The sequence below is a fragment of the Curtobacterium sp. GC_Cur_3 genome, assembly GCF_026544205.1.
GTDB lineage: Bacteria > Actinomycetota > Actinomycetes > Actinomycetales > Microbacteriaceae > Curtobacterium.
Genome location: NZ_JALNUI010000010.1, coordinates 1 through 17,067 on the forward strand (window position 1 = coordinate 1; position 17,067 = coordinate 17,067).

The following is a 17,067-nucleotide window of genomic DNA, read 5'->3' on the forward strand; positions in this document are numbered from 1 at the left end:
AGCGGACGTCATCCCCGCGTGGCTCGACCACCACGTCGCGCAGGGCTTCGACGTGTTCGTCATCACCGACAACGGCTCCGAGGACGGCACCACGGAGATCCTGACCGCGTTCGCGGAGCGCGAGGACGTCGTCGTGGACCTGCGGCACGACCCCGTGCACCGGAAGCAGCAGGGCACCGTCGTCACCGGGATGGCCCGCGACGCCGCGACGGTCCACCACGCGGACTGGGTCGTCAACGCCGACGCCGACGAGTTCCTGCTGCCCGTCGACCGCTCGCTGACGGTCCGATCGGTCTTCGAGCAGCTCGACCCGGCCATCGGGGCCTTCACGGTGCCCGTCGTCAACCTCACCGGGCGACTCGCCGAGTCGGGCGCCGGCCTCGAGCGGCTGCACTGGCGGGACGAACGGCCGATCGAGGAACTGCGCGCCGCCGGGCTCCTCGCGCCGCCGACCACCAACGCGATCCACGTCGGCGACCCCGACGTCACGGTCGTGCAGGGCAACCACCAGGTGAGCGTCGCGAACGGCGGCGAGGTCCCCGACGCGCTCGCGCTCGAGGTGCTGCACCTGCCCTGGCGTTCCTGGGCGCAGTACGCGCACCGGGTCGAGGTCAGCGGACGCGCCTACGAGGCGAACCCGGACCTGACGCCGAGCCCGCGGCACCACGGCATGCGCGACTACCGACGGCTGCAGGAGGGCGTCCTCCAGGCGACCTTCGCGCTGCGCTTCGTGACCGACGCCGAGGCCGAGGCCGGGCCGTTCACGCGCGACGACGGGATCGTGGACGCGCTGCGGGCCGCCGGGTCATCGGCCCTTGACACCCCCGCTGGCCCGCTCGTCCCCGTCGACGAGTTCGACCGGCTCCGTGCGCTCGGGCGTGCCATCGTGCGCCGGGACCGCCGCATCGAGGAGCTCGAGGGGCTCGAGGACGTCGTCCGACAGGGCGAGGCCACGGCGAACACGCTCCGGGCGACGGTGCAGTTCGAGCGCGACCGGGCCGAGGCGGCGCTCCGCGAGGTCACCGCCCGCACCGCCGACCTCACGGCCATGCGGGCGCGCCGGGTCGTCCGGCTGGCCGACCGGGCGGGCGACCTCGCCCGACGGATCCGGCCCTAGCGCCCGACCGGCCCGGGCCGACGGCCCCGCGGATCCGGCCCTAGCGCCGGGCGCGCTCCCGCCGGACCGCGTCGAGGAGCACCTCGGCGCGCCGGGCGAACGCGTGCTCCGCACCGATGCGCGTGCCCCGTGCCGTCCGCTCCTGCTGCGTGGTCGACTCCCCTGCACGCACCAGCGCCCCGAGCGTCGCGACGGAGTCGTAGGTCCGGACGGCGCCGTGGAACAGCTCGTCGACGCCCGCGATCGGATCGGTGACCACGAGTGCCCCGGACGCGGCGGCGTCGAACAGGCGGTTCGACACGAAGCCGTCCCGCGCCATGTCGTCCCAGTGGTCGTTGAGGACGACCCTGGCGCTCCGGTAGAGCGCCGGCAGCTGGTCGTTCGGCACGAAGACACCGCGGTGGACGCCGTCCGGCAGGAGGCGCTCCCACCCCTCGCCCCACACGGAGAGGTCCACACCGGCCTCGACGGCGTCGCGCACGACGGGCCGGAACACGCGCCGGGTCTTGCCGACGAAGGCCGTGTCGAGGTCGGGGAACGCCGGGTCGACGGGGCCCGGGTGGAACCGCGCCGGGTCCGTGGCCTGCAGGAGGGGTTCGACGGCGAGCCCGGTCTCCGCCGTCACGCGGGAGGCCCACACCGGCCCGGCCGCGAAGCGCAGGTCGTACCGCGCGAGCTCGGCGGGCGTCACGAGGTCAGGGTGCGAGATGACCCAGAGCACGTTCGTGGCGGTCGGGTGCACCGGGGTGTCGTCGAGCCCGCGGAGGGTCAGCGCGACGTCGTCCAGGTGCTCGGAGAACGGCCGCACGTGGGACTCGCGGTGGTCCACCACGACGTCCTGTCCGAGACCGCGGAGCGCCGCGGCGAGGTCCCGCGCGAAGAACGTGTCGCCCCAGTCGTCGCCGCGGGGACCGGGGTGCGCCGCGATCCGGATCGACCACCGCAGACGCTCGGCGCGCTCGACCGTGCGCACCCGCTCCGCTCGGACCACCGGCTCACGGAGCGCCACGGGTGCGCCGACCGGGTCCGCCGTCGGGACCCCGGCGGCGAACCCCAGACGGGCGAGCGCGACGTCTGCCGCGTCGTCGGACCGGTCCCGCCACACCGCGAGCGCGTCGGCGGCGTCGGTGTCGTAGCGCCGTTCGCGGAGCACCGACGTGCGGTACACCCGCCCGAGCGGGAGCACGACGCAGTCCCCACCGGCGGCGTCGGCGGAGTCCCGTGTCAGCCGGGCGACCGCGGTGCGGGTGTCGACGGTGACGACCGGGACCGCGAGCGCGTCCGTGCGGACGGCGAAGCACGGCTCGTCGCCGGCGAACACCCGGGCACCGGCGAGCAGCTCGGCGTCCTCGTACGGGTGGCCGCGCAGGAGCGAGCCGGCCGGAGCCGTCCCGCGGACCAGCACCGCACCCGCGCTGGCGACCACGTCGTCGGTGGAGCGGACGACGGGCAGGGCGACCACGGCCTCCCGGCGGTCCTGGTCGGGGTCCTGGTCGGGGTCCTCCGACCGGGTGACGGCGGCCACCAACCGGAGGAGGCCGTCCTCCGGCAGGAGGACGGCTGCGTCCTGGACGACGACGACCGCGGAGCCGAGCAGGGGGCGCGCGGCAGCGACCGCACCGCCCCAGGTCGCGGCGACGGTCGGTCGTGCCACGACGTGGTCGTCACCGCCGACGACCGGCGGGTACGTGCTCTGCGGGCCGGCGTGGACGTCGTACGCACTCACGACGACGGAACGTGCGCCCGCCGTGCGGGCGGCGACGACCACCGGCCGGTGCGCACCGGAGCGGTACGCCGCCTCGGCGACCGTGACCAGCACGTCGAAGCCGTCGGCTGCCGGCCGCGGTGCGTCCGTCACCAGGGACGTGTCGACCGGGAGGCCCGGCTCGGCCCCGACGGCCGGCCCGCGGTCGTCCGTGATCGGCTGCCCGACGTCCGCGGTGCCGGCCCGGCCGAGCAGGCGACGGAACGCCACGGTCAGCCGCGGAGCAGCTGCTGCAGGTAGACCCCGTAGCCGCTCTTGGCGAGCGGTGCGGCGAGGTCGGCGAGCGCGGCGTCGTCGATCCAGCCGTTGCGCCAGGCGATCTCCTCGATGCAGCCGATCTTGTGGCCCTGGCGGTCCTCGATCACCTTGACGTACTCGGACGCCTGCATCATGGACTCGAACGTGCCGGTGTCGAGCCAGGCGGTGCCGCGGTCGAGGACCTCGACGCCGAGCGAGCCGGCCTCGAGGTAGCGCTCGTTGACGGTCGAGATCTCGAGCTCACCGCGGGCGCTCGGTTCGATGGTCTTCGCGATCTCGACGACGTCGTTGTCGTAGAAGTACAGCCCGGGGACGGCGTAGTTCGACTTCGGGTCGGCCGGCTTCTCCTCGATGGAGACCGCGGTGAAGTCGTCGTCGAACTCCACGACGCCGTAGGCCTTGGGGTCGGCCACGTGGTAGGCGAAGATCGTCGCGCCCTGCACCGTGGTGTTCTTCTGCAGGCTGGTGCCGAGGCCCGTGCCGTGGAAGATGTTGTCGCCGAGGACCAGCGCGACGCTGTCGTCGCCGATGAAGTCCTCACCGATCACGAACGCCTGGGCCAGGCCGTCCGGGCTCGGCTGCACGGCGTACTCGATCGTCATGCCGAGGGCCGAACCGTCGCCGAGGAGGGCGCGGAACTGGTCGTTGTACTCCGGCGTCGTGATGACGAGGACCTCGCGGATGCCGGCCATCATCAGCGTCGACAGCGGGTAGTACACCATCGGCTTGTCGTAGATGGGCATGAGCTGCTTCGAGATGCCCTTGGTGATGGGCCAGAGGCGCGTGCCGGAACCGCCGGCCAGGATGATGCCCTTCATGGGGATGGTCCTCTACTTCTTCGTGGTCCGGAGGGACTCGGTGTAGGCGACGCACTCGTCGTAGGTCGGGAGCAGCCCGAGCTCGGCGGCCTGCTCGAGGGTCGGCGCGCTGGTGTCCTTCTCGCTCAGCACGGGCTCGCCGATGCCGTCGGGCAGCGTCAGGCCGACGGTCGGGTCGAGGATGCTGATCCCCTTCTCGCGCTGGGGGTCGTAGTGGGCACTGACGAGGTAGTTCACCGTCGAGGCGTCCTCGAGCGCGACGATCGCGTGGCCGAGGCCCTCGGAGAGGTAGACGGCGCGACGGTCGACGTCGTCGATGCGCACCGAGTCCCACTGCCCGAACGTCGGCGACCCGACGCGGATGTCGATGATGTAGTCGATGAACGCGCCGCGCACGGCGGTGACGTACTTCGCCTGGCTCGGGGCGACGAGCGCGTAGTGGATCCCGCGCGCGACACCGCGCGCCGAGATCGACATGTTCACCTGGCGGAGGTCGAGCGGGTGACCGACGGTCTCCTCGAGCACGTCGGCACGGTAGGCCTCGAGGAAGGCCCCCCGTGCGTCGCCGTGCTGGACGGGGGTGAACTCCCACGCGCCTTGGATCTTCAGTTCGCGGATCTGCACCGCAGCAGCCTAGCAAGCCGCCCGGTCGTGTCCGGGGAGCCCGGCCGGGGGTGTCAGGACAGCCCGAGTGCGCTCCGCCAGGCGCGTTCACCGGGTTCGTCGCGCCCCTCGGCGACCACCCGTTCCGCGCGGACGTACGCCTGGGCGGAGCGGACGCGCTCCTCGGGGTGGTGGAAGGCGGTGCGCAACGCCGTGCGCCAGGCCGCGACGCCGTCCGCGGCGAGGAGACCCCCGTGTGCGTCGACCCCGGCGTAGGAGGGCCGGTCGGACCCGACGAAGGGCAGCCCGAGCATCGAGTACTCCAGGAACTTCAGGTCGCTCTTGGCGTCGTTGAAGCGGTCGTCCGTCAGCGGTGCCACCCCGGCGGACCAGCGGTCGGCGTGCTCGCGGAGGAAGGCCACGAACTCGGGGTAGTGCGTCGTGCCCTCCGGCAGGGCGAGGCGGTCGTGCCAGGCGTCGTCGTCGTGCGTCACCCCGACGACCTCGAGCCGGACGGGTCGGCCCGCGTCGTCGACGAATCCGTCGAACACGTCGCGGAGCAGGTCGAGGTCGCCGCCGTGGGTCGCGCTCCCCATGTAGAGGACCCGACGGGGACCGTCCGTGGTCGGGGTCACGGGGTCGTGCGACCACAGTCCGGGCTGGACGCCGTTCGGCACGACGACGGCGTCGATGCCCTCGGCCGCGAGGACGGCACGCAGTGGCTCGGTCGAGACCACCACGGCGTCGGCGCCGCGGACGAGCCGGTCGACGGCGGCCAGGCGGTCGGGGTCGTACTCGGCGCGTGCCAGCCGGGCGCGGGCCTCGGCGGTGAAGAAGTCGTCGTCCACCTCGGCGACGATGCGGGTGCCCTCGGCGGCGGCCCGGGCGAAGGCGGGGTCGAGCGCGGCCAGCGGGAACGCGTCGCGCTGCACCAGGATCGCGTCGAGGTGCGCCGTGTCCGAGCCGTCCGCCCAGCGCACCGGGTCGACCTGCGCGACCCGTGCCGCGCCGGACGCGGCGAGCGCCGACATCCGGCCGGTGACCCGGATGTGTGCCGACGCGGGGTGGAGTCCCCCGGCGCCGTGGACGACGAAGCCGACGAGCGGGGGCACGACGGCCGGCTCCGGCTGCGGCTGTGCCTGCGGCTGCTGTCCCGGTCGACGGCGGATGACCCGGGCGACCCGGGAGCGCAAGGACGTCACGCCGTCATCCTGTCACGCCGCGTGGGACGCCTCCGCGGGCAGCGACGACGCGTTGGCGGGGTCGTCAGCACGCGGCACCCGGCGGAGCGACCCGACCCAGACGCCGGCGAGGACGGCGGCCAGGGCGACGAACGCGAGCACGACGGCGACCCGGGCGATGGTGAGGGTGTCCGGTGCGGTGAACGCCGGGCGGGACAGGTCGAGGATCGTGAACCAGCCGTACCCTGCCGCGGCGACCCAGGCCGTGACGAGCACCGGGGTCACGAACCGCCCGAAGCCGGTCAGCCCGACGGCCATCGCGACCGCGAGCACCGGCATCAGGGGCAGGCCGTAGCGGGCCTGGGAAGCGCCGCCCTGCATGGTGAAGCGGACCTGGAGGAAGACGACGAGGACGAAGACCCCCACGAGCATCGCGGCGACGAGGGCGTCGGCGAGCGGGGTGCGCCCTGCTCCTGACCGGCCGCGTCGGAGCGGCGGCAGGAGACCGACGACGACCGCCAGCAGCAGCGGGACGAGCAGCATCAGCCACGTCCACTCCCCGTCGACCTTGAAGTGGCCACGGAACACCGAGAAGACCCCGGTCCAGAAGCCCGGGTTGGTCACCGTCTCGACGAACCCGGTGTGCACGCGGTGCAGGTTCTCGGCCGCCCACGCGGGCTGGCTGCCGGCGATGTTGCCGGTCAGTTCGCGGTTGCGCAGGAAGAACCACCCTGCGGAGAGCACGGGGGCGACGGCGACCACCACCACGGCGACCGCCTTGCCGAGGACCGTGCCCCACCAGCCCGTCCGCCGTGCGACGACGAAGGCGACGACGACCGCGACGACGAACACCGCGAAGGAGAGCCGGCTGAGCATGCCGCCGGCGGTGACGACCGCGCCGAGGGCGACGAGACGCCAGGAGAGTCCCCGTCGGATCGCGGTGGCCCCGACGCCGATGGCGAGGGCGCCGAAGCCGACGTTCGGCAGGTCGTTGTAGACCGCTCCGCCGACGAGCAGGAACATCGACGTCAGCGAGACGACGACCGCGGCGACGCTGACGACCGCGGGGCGACCCGGCAGCACACGACCCGTCGCCCAGCCCACCGCGAGCACGGTCAGGCCCGCGAGGACGGCGTTGATCCCACGTCCCGCGAGGACCGCGGTGTAGAGCTGTCCGCTGTCCCAGAGCGGTCCGACGACCGGCGCCAGGATCGCGTAGAAGAGGGGTGGGTGCTGCGAGACCCACTGCACCGGGGGCAGGGTGCCGAAGGGGGACGAGATCGTGAGCCCGTCCTGGAACACCGGGAGGTGTCCGTGCCAGACGGTCACGGCGTAGTCGAAGTGCGCGGCCTCGTCCGCGGAGTTGAACGGCGGGGCGGCGAAGCCGATCGCGATCGCCGCGAACACCGCGAAGACGGCGGCGGCGATGACCACGCCGGTGTGGAGGGACGGGACGAATCGGCGCACGGTCTGCGATCCTGCCACAGCGTCGCCCGAGCTGACGGCGGCTCACCGTCGTGTCCGTGGTGCGCTTCGGGGGTCGGGCGTTTTCGCATAGGGTGAGCGCGGCCCGAAACGCCCCGCGCGTGATGACCACACGCACGCGCGCCCACCGACCGACGAGATCGAGACGCCCGAACGCAGTGAAGCTCTTCATCCAGATCCCCTGCCTCAACGAGGAACAGACGCTCCCCTCGGTCCTCGAGACCATCCCGACGTCGATCCCCGGCATCGACGAGATCGAGATCCTCGTGATCGACGACGGCTCGACGGACCGCACCGTCGAGGTCGCTCGCGCACACGGCGTGACCCACTTCGTCCGGCACACCACGAACATGGGCCTCGCCCGGTCGTTCCGTGACGGTGTGGACTACGCGCTCCTGCACGGGGCGGACATCGTCGTGAACACCGACGGTGACAACCAGTACCCGCAGGCGCAGATCGCCGAGCTCGTCCAGCCGATCCTGCGGGACGAGGCCGAGATCGTCATCGGCGACCGTCAGACGCGCACCATCGAGCACTTCTCCGGGTTCAAGAAGGTCATGCAGCGGTTCGGCTCCTGGGTCGCCAGCCGCGCCGCCGGCCTCGACCTGCCGGACGCGGCGAGCGGGTTCCGCGCGTACTCGAAGTACTCGCTCATCCGACTCAACATCGTGACGCGCTTCAGCTACTGCATGGAGACCATCGTGCAGGCCGGCTACAAGCGCATCGCGATCGCCAGCGTGCCGATCACGACGAACGCGAAGACCCGCGAGTCCCGCCTGTTCAGCAACATCTGGCAGCACATGTTCGAGTCCGGCTCGGCGATCGCCCGCGTCTACCTGATGTACCGCCCCATGGCGCTGTTCGCCTCGGTGAGCGCGGTGCTCGCCGCCTGCGGCCTCATCCCCTTCGTCCGGTACCTGGTCCTGCTCTGGGCCGATGCCGGTGGCAACCACCTGCAGTCCCTGATCCTCGGCCTCGTGCTCATCATCACGGCGGTGCTCTCGATCACGATCGGGGTCGTCGCCGACCTCACACGCCTGAACAGGACCCTCGCGGAGGAGCAGCTCGACCTGCAGAAGCTCGCACGCTATGGCGACTGAGACCGCCCCGGCGCCCCGGCGCCGCGAGTGGGTCGTCGTCGGCGCGGTCTCGGCGGCGTTCGCGGTCGTCCTCGTGCTGTGGGCGGCGCTCGTCCCGTCGTTCCAGGCGCCGGACGAGCGGGCGCACTTCGACGCGGCGGTCCACGTCGCGATCGGGGACGGCTGGCCGGACCCGGGGAAGCTCCGCGTACTCGAGGCCGTCGAGCGTGCTGCGAAGGAGACGGACCGCCAGGCGGGGCCGTCGATGGGCGAGCTGCTCGAACGCACCGGGGCCGCCGAGACCGACACCGTCGACCAGATGACGCAGCACCCGCCGACGTACTACGTGCTCGCCGCCGGGGTCCTCCGCACCGTGCACTTCGAGTCGCTGCGACCGGACGTCGCGGTGCTCGCCGTCCGGCTGCTCGGGGCGCTCTTCGTCCTGCCGCTGCCCGTCCTCGCCTGGGCCACCGTCCGCCGGGTGACCCGCTCGCCCCGCGCCGCGGTGGTCGGGGCCTTCGCGGTGCTCGCGGTCCCGGAGCTCGCCTCGATCGGGGCGTCGGTGTCGAACGACCCGCCTGTCATCCTCTTCGCCGCCACGACGGTCTGGCTCGCCGTCCGGGTCCTGACCGGTGACGCCCGGACGAGGACGGCACTCGCTCTCGCCCTCTCGCTCGGCGTCGCGATCCTCTGGAAGGGCACGGCGCTGCCCCTGATCCCGTTCGTCGGCCTCGCCCTGCTCGTCGGTGCGACCCGTCGACCGGGCACGGGCCCGCGGGTGGTCCGTGCACTCTGGGTGCTCGCGGTCGCCGCGGTCCTCGGGGCCGGGTGGTGGCTCAGGAACCTCCTCGTGTTCCACACGCTGCAGCCCAACGGCTTCGAGTCGCTCCGCCCGCCGAAGCCCTTCCCGTCCGGCACCGGTCCGGACCCGGTGGCCTTCGCGGACGTCTCCTGGTCCACCATCGCGCGGACGTTCTGGGGCAGCTTCGGCGGCAAGGCGCAGTGGATCATCTCGCCCGTCGTGTTCGAGACCGCGACGGTGCTGGCGCTCGGCGCGGTGCTCGTCTGGGGCTTCCCGCGACGTCCCGGACTGCGCACCGCCCTCGTGCTGGCCGCACTGCCGCTCACGGTCTTCCTGCTGCAGACGGCGAACGCCTGGGGCAGCTACCGGTCCACCACGTTCATCGGCGCGACCCAGGGCCGGTACTACTTCCCGGCGATGCTCGCGTTCATCGCCCTGAGCGCGATCGCCTGGCGCCGTGCGATCGGCACGACGACCGGGCACCGACGCTTCGGCACGGTGGTCGCCGCGGTGTCGGCAGCCCTGGCCGTGTACGCCCTGCTGTTCACCTACGCCAGCATCGCGGAGCACTCCCGGATCCGGGTGACGTCCGTCGGGCTCGACCAGCTGTCCTCCTCGACGCCCGCGCCGGTGTCGCTGCTGGTCGCGGGCTGGGTGGTGGCGCTGGTGCTCCTGGCGATCGCGGTCGTGGTGTCGCGCGGGGTCCCGAGCGGACTCGCGGACGCACCCGTCGTGACCGGCCCCGTCGTCGACCCCCGCGTCGACGCCGAGCCCGCCCGCGTCCCCGACACTACCGGCACCGACACCGACACCGACCGAGGAGCACCCCGAGCATGACGTGCGTGTCCCCCGCAGCGACGACTCCGCGCATCGGTCGGGGCGAGGTCGTCTCCCTCCTGGGCGTCACGGCCGTCTTCGTCCTGCTCCTGGTCACCTGGGCGTACGTGAACCCCGCGCTGCACGGCCCGGACGAGGTCGCGAACGTCGACGCCGTGCTCCACCTCGCGATGGGCCAGAGCTGGCCGCACCCGGGCGACCTGCACTACGTCCAGGGGCTGCTCGCGCAGAACGTGCCGAACCACCTGCCGCCGGCGGCCGAGCGCGGCACCTTCGCGGCGATCGTCGGCGACGGCACCGAGAACGAGCTCGTCAACCCGATGTCGCAGCACCCGCCGACCTGGTTCCTCGTGCAGGCGATCGTCGCGCACGTGATCGACTTCGCGAGCCACCGCTGGGACCTCGTGGTGCTGGTCTGGCGGCTGGTCGACGTCGTCGTCGCGGCACCGCTCCCACTGCTCGTGTGGGCCGCGGTCCGTCGTGCCACCCGGTCGCCGCGCCTCGCGGTCAGTGCCGCCGTCGCGCTCCTCGCCGTGCCCCAGCTCCTGCAGCTCACGTCGTCGGTGTCCGTGTGGGTGCCCGTCATCACCGCCGGTGCCCTCGCCACGTGGCTCGGGGTCCGCGTCCTCACGGGTGACCGGTCCTGGTGGACAGCACTCGCCCTCGGCGGCGCACTCGCCGTCGGCACCGCCGTGATGGCCGGGGGCGTGATGGCGGTGCCCTTCGCGCTGCTCGCCGTGCTCCTGGCACGGTCCGACGGCGCGGGCGGACGGGCGCTCGGCGTCCTCGGCCGCGTGCTCCGTGCCGTCGTCGTCCTCGCCGTGCCGCTCGTGACCACGGGCTGGTGGTACCTGGCGCAGCTCGTCCGGACGGGGACGCCGCAGCCCGACTCGTACCCGGCGGTCGTCCTGCGGTGGCCACGGCTCGAGGGGCCGGACGGGGTCCAGTTCGCCGGCGTGTTCTGGAACGGGCTGTCGAACTCGTTCTGGGGACAGCTCGGGCGGTACGAGTGGCCCCTGTCCCCGATCCTCGTCGACACGTTCACGGTGCTCGCCCTCACCGTCCTGGTCTGGGGCGTGTCGCGTCGCTCGACGGACCGCCGCGTGCTGGCCGTCGCCGGCGTGTTCCCGCTGACCGCCCTCGTCGTGGTCGTCGTCCGGGACTGGGCGACGTACGCCGGGCACCTCGGCGTGAACGTGAACCAGGGGCGCTTCCTGTTCCCCGCGGTCGCCGCCCTCCTCGTGACGCAGGCGGTCGCGTGGCAGGCGCTCGTCGTCCGCCGCGAGGTCCGGGTCCGCCTCGCCCGCGCGGCGCTCGTCGTCGCGCCGGTCGTCGTCGTCGCCGCCCTCGGTCTGCTCTACGCCGGGACGTACGAGGAACTCGTGTTCCGCGTCTCCGCCGCCGGCAAGCAGACGCTGTGGGGATCGCTGCCGCTCGGACGTGCCCCGCTGGGTGCGCTGGTGGTCGCCGTCGGCGTCCTGGGCGCCGCCACGATCGTCATCGCCTGGCGCTGGTTCGGCTCGACGCGCACGGTGGGGTCCACCGACGACACCACCGCCACCGCCCCGACCACCACCGGGACCGGCGACACCACCGCCACCGCCGACACCACCACCACCACCACCACGGACCCGCTCCCCGACTCGGACGCCGGTCCGACGATGCCCGCTAGACTGCCCGCCGACCGCTGAACCGATCACTGAAGGAACAACGCGTGAAGATCCTCGTCACCGGAGGAGCCGGCTTCATCGGCTCGAACTTCGTCCGCCGTACACTGCAGGACGCCTACCCCGGCCTCGAAGGTGCCGACGTGGTCGTCTACGACGCACTGACGTACTCGGGCAACCTCGAGAACCTCGCACCGGTCGCGGACTCCCCCCGCTACTCGTTCGTCCAGGGCGACATCACCGACGCCGCCAAGCTCGACGAGGTGATCCCCGGCATCGACGCGATCGTGCACTTCGCCGCCGAGTCCCACGTCGACCGCTCCGTCCGCGACTCCGGCATCTTCGTCGAGACCAACGTCGTCGGGACCCAGCGGCTGCTCGACGCGGCGCTCCGTCACGGCACCGAGCGCTTCGTGCACGTCTCCACGGACGAGGTCTACGGCTCCATCAGCGAAGGCTCCTGGGCCGAGGACCGTCCCCTCGAGCCGAACTCGCCGTACTCGGCGTCGAAGGCCGGCAGCGACCTCCTCGCCCGCAGCTACCACCGCACGCACGGGCTGAACCTCTCGATCACGCGCTGCTCGAACAACTACGGGCCGTACCACTTCCCCGAGAAGGTCATCCCGCTGTTCGTCACGAACCTCATCGACGACCGCCACGTCCCGCTCTACGGCGAGGGCAACAACATCCGCGACTGGCTGCACGTCGACGACCACACCCGCGGCATCGCGATGGTCCTGACCCGTGGCCGCGCCGGCGAGATCTACAACATCGGCGGCGGCACCGAGCTCACCAACAAGGAGCTCACCGAGATGCTGCTCGAGGCCACCGGCAAGGACTGGTCGTACGTCGACCGCGTCGCGGACCGCCTCGGACACGACCTCCGCTACTCGGTGGACATCAGCAAGATCCAGGCCGAGCTCGGCTACGAGCCCCAGGTCCCCTTCGAGCAGGGACTCGCCGACGTCGTCCAGTGGTACCGCGACAACCGCGCCTGGTGGGAGCCGCTCAAGGAGCGCGCGGCCCTGGCCTGAGCCCGGACGACGGACCAGACCATGACCCGATACCTCATCACCGGCGCGGCCGGCATGCTCGGCCAGGACCTCCAGCAGGCCCTCGCCGGACGTGACGTGACCGCCCTCTCGCGCGCCGACCTCGACATCACCGACCCGTCCGCGGTCACCGCGGCGGTCGCCGGGCACGACGTCGTCATCAACGCCGCCGCCTACACCAAGGTCGACGACGCCGAGTCCCACGAGGACGACGCCCACGCCGTGAACGCCCGCGGCCCCGAGGTCCTCGCGACGGCCGCGGTCGCCGCCGGCGCGAAGCTCGTGCACGTCTCCACGGACTACGTCTTCGACGGCAACGGCACCTCCCCGTACGCCGAGGACGAGCCCACCGACCCGATCGGCGCCTACGGCCGCACGAAGGCCGAGGGGGAAGCCGCCGTCCGTCGCGTCGCACCGGACTCCTCCTGGATCGTCCGCGCGGCATGGCTCTACGGCGCGGGTGGCCCGAACTTCGCCAAGACGATGATCCGGCTCGCCGGGTCGCACGAGACCGTCAGCGTCGTCACCGACCAGGTCGGGCAGCCGACGTGGACGGGCGACCTGGCACGACAGATCGTCGCGATGGTCGACGCCGACGCACCCGCGGGCATCTACCACGGCACGAACGCCGGGCAGGGGTCGTGGCTGGACTTCACGAAGGCGATCTTCACCGAGGTCGGGCTCGACCCCGAGCGCGTCCTGCCCACGGACAGCTCCGCGTTCGTCCGTCCGGCTCCTCGCCCCGCCTACAGCGTCCTCGGGCACGACGCGTGGTCGCGTGCCGGCATCCCGGCGATGCGCGACTGGCGCGAGGCACTGCACGCCGCCGCGCAGGCGGGTGTGCTCGCGTCCTGAGACGCACCGGCTGACGGACTGGAGGCCCTGCTCACCGACCGCGACACGCGGAACGTGAGCAGGGCCTCCAGTGCGTCACTGGTGGACGATTGGTGCTGTCAGCCGACGGTCCGGCGCAGGCGTTCGTCGAGGGGTGCCACCGCGTTGGCCGGACGGAACCGGTCGGCTGCGGCTGACGCCGCTGCCCTCCGCTCGGCGAGGCGCGTGCGGTCCTCGCCCAGGGCGCGGATGGCCGCCGCGAGCGCGGCGGCGTCCCCGGCTGCCACGCGGTCCACGGCGTCGCCGAACGCGCGCTGCTGCGGGGCCGTGTCGCTGGTGACGATCGCGAGACCGGCGGCGGCGCACTGGTAGACCTTGTTCGGCACGACCTTCAGTGCCTTCGGGGTCGTGCCCATGATGCCGATGCCGACGTCGTGCGCGGCCACCCGGGCGGGCAGGTCCGCGGCGTCGACCCAGGGCACCCACTCCGTGGGCGCACCGCCGACGGCGGCTGCGACGGCCGCGTCGTGGTCCTGCCCCGACCCGATCATCGTGACCGTGACCCGGCCGTCGTCGGGCAGCAGGCCGATCGCGCGGCCGATCGTCTCCGCACCCTGCAGCGGCGTGAACAGCCCGAAGAAGACCACGCGGAGGGGCTCGTCGTCCGGTCGGTCCTCGGGGTGCGCGCCCGCCTGGTACCAGGACGCGGTGGCCCCGACGGGCACCACGACCGCCTTGTCGCGGAGGGCGTCCGGCACCATGGCCCGGTGCTCCTCGGTGTCGACGACCACGACGTCCGCGATGGTGAGCGCGGCGCGGTCGAGGAAGCGGAGCAGCCGCTGCTTGAGACCGCCGGCACCGACACCGCGGTCCTGTGCGGTGCTGGCGGCGAAGATCAGGTGGTCGAGGACGATCCGCGTCCGCGGGAACAGCAGCCGCGCGAGCCAGACGTCGAAGTGCCCCATGTACCCGACGAGCAGGGCGTCGGGTCGGCCGGACCGACGGACGGCGAGCGCCTTCGCGGTGAGCCGCGTCCAGCTGCTCGCGAGCCGTCCGGCCATGCGCAACGCCCCCGAGGCGGCGCCGAGCATGGCGACGCGGTCCTTCGTCGAGAGCCCGAGCGGGACGTTCGCCTCCGCGACGACGTGACCGCGCTCGCGCAGGCCGTCGGCGAGGACGCGCACCCGGGGGTGGTCCGACGCCTGGTATGTTCCGAAGGCCAAGATCCGCACGTGGGCCGCCCCTTCCGATGGTCGCGCGCGCCGTCTCCGGTCTCGGCGCACCCGATCAACCCTAGGTGAGAATGACCGACGCCCCACAGCCCGCGAAGCGCTCGCGAGCCAAGTCCGTGATCCGCACCGTCGGCCTCGTCGTCGCCCTCGCGCTCTGCGTGGCGTTCCTCGTGCCGCGCGCCGGTGACATCAGCGACGCGTTCGGACGGCAGGACCCGTGGTCCCTCGTCGCGGCGCTCGTGACCGGGGCGGCGGCGACGTACGTCACGTTCCTGTCCTGGCGTGCGCTGATGTCCGGTGCCGGCCACCACATCCCGATCCGGGCCGCCCAGCGGGTGTTCTTCCTGTCGCAGATCGGCAAGTACATCCCGGGGTCGGTGTGGCCGATCGTCGCTCAGGCCGACCTCGGGCGTGAGCACCGTGTCCCGGCCGCCAGGAGCGTCGCCGTCGGCATGCTCACCCTGCTCGTGAGCTGCGGCGCCGGCGTGTCCGTCGCGGCGGTGACCATCCCCTTCGTCCAGCCCGACGCCTTCGCCAGCTACTGGTTCGTCGTGCTCCTGGTGCCGATCGTCCTCGCGGCGCTGCACCCGGCCGTGCTGCGGTTCGGCCTGCGCCTGGCGTCGAAGGTCACCCGGCGCGACCTCGGCACCATCGACCTGCGCATCGGCGCGATCATCCGGGCCTTCGGCTGGGCCGCGCTGGCGTGGCTCCTCTTCGGCCTGCACATCACCCTCGTGCTGGTCCCGCTCGCCCGCGTCGACCTGCGCGTCACCACGCTGACCATCGGCGCGTACGCCCTCGCCTGGCTCGTGGGCTTCCTCGTCTTCTTCCTGCCCGCCGGCCTCGGCGGCCGGGAGGCCGTCCTCACGGCGCTGCTCACCGCGAACGTCCCGCTCGGCGCGTCCGCGGCGGTCAGCGTCGCGGTGATGTCGCGCGTGCTCCTCACCGTCGTCGACCTGGTCTTCGCCGGCGCTGCGGTGCTCGGCGAACGCCGCCGCCGTGCAGCCGGACGGGCAGCGGGACCGGCGGCAGGTCCGCTCCCGACGGCGGACGCCACGGCGCCCGACACCGCCGGTCCTCCAGACGACCACTGATACTGTCGGCTGTCGATCCACCCGCCGGGCACCCGGCCGAACCACCCGAGGAGCTCCGCCAGATGACCACTCTCCGCGTGATCGTCGACCAGGTGGTCGCCCCGGTCCCCGGCGGCATCGGCCGCTACGCGGAGGAACTCACCCGGCAGCTCATCGCGACCGCGCCGGCGGGGTGCGACGTCGAGGCGGTCGTCTCGGCCGTGACCCAGCAGGACGTCCAGCACCTGCGGACCCTGCTGCCCGGACTCGCCGGACTCGACCGCCTGGCGCTCCCCCGCCGCGAGCTCTCGCTCGCCTGGCAGGCCGGCATGGCGCGCGGCGCTTCCCACGGCATGGTCCACGCCCCGAGCGTCCTCGCGCCGCTCGTCGGGCACAACCGCTTCCAGGAGCCCGGTCGACAGACCGTCGTCACGGTGCACGACACGGTGCCGTGGACCCACCCGGAGACCCTGACCCCGCGCGGGGTGCACTTCCACAAGGCGATGGTGAAGCGTGCCTTCCGGTACGCCGACGCCGTGGTCGTGCCGACGCACGCCGTGGCCGCGCAGCTCAACGAGATCCGGCGGTTCGACGACCGGCTCCGTGTCATCGGCGGCGCCCCGAGCGGTCGACTCCGCGTGCCGGTCGACGCCGACCTCCGCGCCGAGCGGCTCGGTCTGCCGGAGCGCTACGTCCTGGCGGTCGGCACGCTCGAGCCTCGGAAGGGCCTGACCGCGTTGATCGAGGCGATGGCGCACCCCGCCGCCCCGAAGGACGTCCCCCTCGTCATCGCCGGTCCGGACGGCTGGGGTGACGTCGACGTGGACACCGCCGCCGAGCGCGCTGGCCTCGCCCCGGAGCGGGTGAAGGTCCTCGGCCGGATCGACGACGCCGACCTCGCCGTGGCGTACGACCGTGCGACGGTCTTCGTCTTCCCGAGCCTCGCCGAGGGCTTCGGGCTGCCCGTGATCGAGGCCATGAGCTTCGGCACGCCCGTCATCCACTCGGACGACGACGCCGTCCGGGAGGTCGCCTCCGACGCCGGCGTCTGCGTCGCCAGGAACCCGCGCGAGGGCTACCCGGAACGACTCGCCCAGGCGATGTACCAGGTCGTCAACGACGCCCACCTCGCCGGCCAGCTCGCGATCGCCGGACCGGACCGTGCCCGGATGTTCGACTGGCGCGACTCCGCCCTCGAGACCTGGCAGCTCCACGCGGACCTCTGAACACGGCCGATCACGGGTCGGCATCGATCAGTCCACCG

The 17,067-nt window shown here is 72.9% G+C and carries 14 protein-coding genes; 8 read left to right on the forward strand and 6 right to left on the reverse strand.

The window, feature by feature from the left end:
• Positions 1 to 1,117, forward strand: a 1,117-nt coding sequence (locus OXR63_RS06845; RefSeq protein ID WP_267421252.1) for a glycosyltransferase family 2 protein, incomplete at its 5' end; no start/stop codon positions are given.
• A gap of 40 nt (positions 1,118 to 1,157) precedes the next feature.
• Here OXR63_RS06845 and OXR63_RS18365 read toward each other — a convergent pair.
• The 5 genes from OXR63_RS18365 to OXR63_RS06870 are packed head-to-tail and all read right to left on the reverse strand — an operon-like array spanning position 1,158 to position 7,209.
• Positions 1,158 to 3,092 (reverse strand): glycosyltransferase family protein, encoded by a 1,935-nt coding sequence (locus OXR63_RS18365; RefSeq protein WP_267421254.1) that lies wholly within the window; start codon positions 3,090 to 3,092, stop codon positions 1,158 to 1,160.
• Positions 3,093 to 3,094: 2 nt separating this feature from the next.
• Positions 3,095 to 3,958 carry a glucose-1-phosphate thymidylyltransferase RfbA gene (rfbA, locus tag OXR63_RS06855; protein WP_267421255.1) on the reverse strand — a complete coding sequence of 288 codons (864 nt, stop codon included), beginning with the start codon at positions 3,956 to 3,958 and terminating at the stop codon, positions 3,095 to 3,097.
• Between the two features lie 12 nt (positions 3,959 to 3,970).
• On the reverse strand, positions 3,971 to 4,582 hold the full coding sequence (locus tag OXR63_RS06860; protein ID WP_194662002.1) for a dTDP-4-dehydrorhamnose 3,5-epimerase family protein: 612 nt from the start codon (positions 4,580 to 4,582) through the stop codon (positions 3,971 to 3,973).
• 53 nt (positions 4,583 to 4,635) lie between these two features.
• The gene (locus tag OXR63_RS06865; protein WP_267421256.1) at positions 4,636 to 5,763 is read right to left on the reverse strand and encodes a hypothetical protein; all 1,128 of its coding nucleotides are present in this window, start codon (positions 5,761 to 5,763) and stop codon (positions 4,636 to 4,638) included.
• Between the two features lie 12 nt (positions 5,764 to 5,775).
• Positions 5,776 to 7,209: a glycosyltransferase family 39 protein gene (locus tag OXR63_RS06870; protein ID WP_267421257.1), complete on the reverse strand. Its 1,434-nt coding sequence runs from the start codon at positions 7,207 to 7,209 to the stop codon at positions 5,776 to 5,778.
• A gap of 176 nt (positions 7,210 to 7,385) precedes the next feature.
• Here OXR63_RS06870 and OXR63_RS06875 point away from each other — a divergent pair, with 176 nt between their 5' ends.
• The 5 genes from OXR63_RS06875 to rfbD are packed head-to-tail and all read left to right on the forward strand — an operon-like array spanning position 7,386 to position 13,519.
• Positions 7,386 to 8,327 (forward strand): glycosyltransferase family 2 protein, encoded by a 942-nt coding sequence (locus tag OXR63_RS06875; RefSeq protein WP_267421258.1) that lies wholly within the window; start codon positions 7,386 to 7,388, stop codon positions 8,325 to 8,327.
• Positions 8,317 to 9,945 carry a glycosyltransferase family 39 protein gene (locus OXR63_RS06880; RefSeq protein ID WP_267421259.1) on the forward strand — a complete coding sequence of 543 codons (1,629 nt, stop codon included), beginning with the start codon at positions 8,317 to 8,319 and terminating at the stop codon, positions 9,943 to 9,945. Before OXR63_RS06875 ends, OXR63_RS06880 begins: the two co-directional genes overlap by 11 nt.
• 5 nt (positions 9,946 to 9,950) lie before the next feature.
• On the forward strand, positions 9,951 to 11,636 hold the full coding sequence (locus tag OXR63_RS06885; protein ID WP_267421261.1) for a hypothetical protein: 1,686 nt from the start codon (positions 9,951 to 9,953) through the stop codon (positions 11,634 to 11,636).
• A 23-nt stretch (positions 11,637 to 11,659) separates the two neighbouring features.
• The gene (rfbB, locus tag OXR63_RS06890) at positions 11,660 to 12,646 is read left to right on the forward strand and encodes a dTDP-glucose 4,6-dehydratase (protein WP_267421262.1); all 987 of its coding nucleotides are present in this window, start codon (positions 11,660 to 11,662) and stop codon (positions 12,644 to 12,646) included.
• A gap of 21 nt (positions 12,647 to 12,667) precedes the next feature.
• Positions 12,668 to 13,519: a dTDP-4-dehydrorhamnose reductase gene (gene rfbD, locus OXR63_RS06895; protein WP_267421263.1), complete on the forward strand. Its 852-nt coding sequence runs from the start codon at positions 12,668 to 12,670 to the stop codon at positions 13,517 to 13,519.
• Positions 13,520 to 13,617: 98 nt separating this feature from the next.
• Here the strand turns inward: rfbD and OXR63_RS06900 are convergent, their stop codons facing one another.
• Positions 13,618 to 14,730, reverse strand: coding sequence for a glycosyltransferase (locus OXR63_RS06900; RefSeq protein WP_267421264.1), 1,113 nt, complete (start codon positions 14,728 to 14,730; stop codon positions 13,618 to 13,620).
• A 71-nt stretch (positions 14,731 to 14,801) separates the two neighbouring features.
• On the opposite strand from OXR63_RS06900, the gene OXR63_RS06905 reads away from it, so the two are divergent.
• Complete coding sequence (locus OXR63_RS06905) at positions 14,802 to 15,824, forward strand: lysylphosphatidylglycerol synthase transmembrane domain-containing protein (RefSeq protein ID WP_267421266.1); 1,023 nt, start codon at positions 14,802 to 14,804, stop codon at positions 15,822 to 15,824.
• A 62-nt stretch (positions 15,825 to 15,886) separates the two neighbouring features.
• Positions 15,887 to 17,029 (forward strand): glycosyltransferase family 4 protein, encoded by a 1,143-nt coding sequence (locus OXR63_RS06910; protein ID WP_267421267.1) that lies wholly within the window; start codon positions 15,887 to 15,889, stop codon positions 17,027 to 17,029.
• The last annotated feature ends 38 nt before the right edge of the window (positions 17,030 to 17,067 follow it).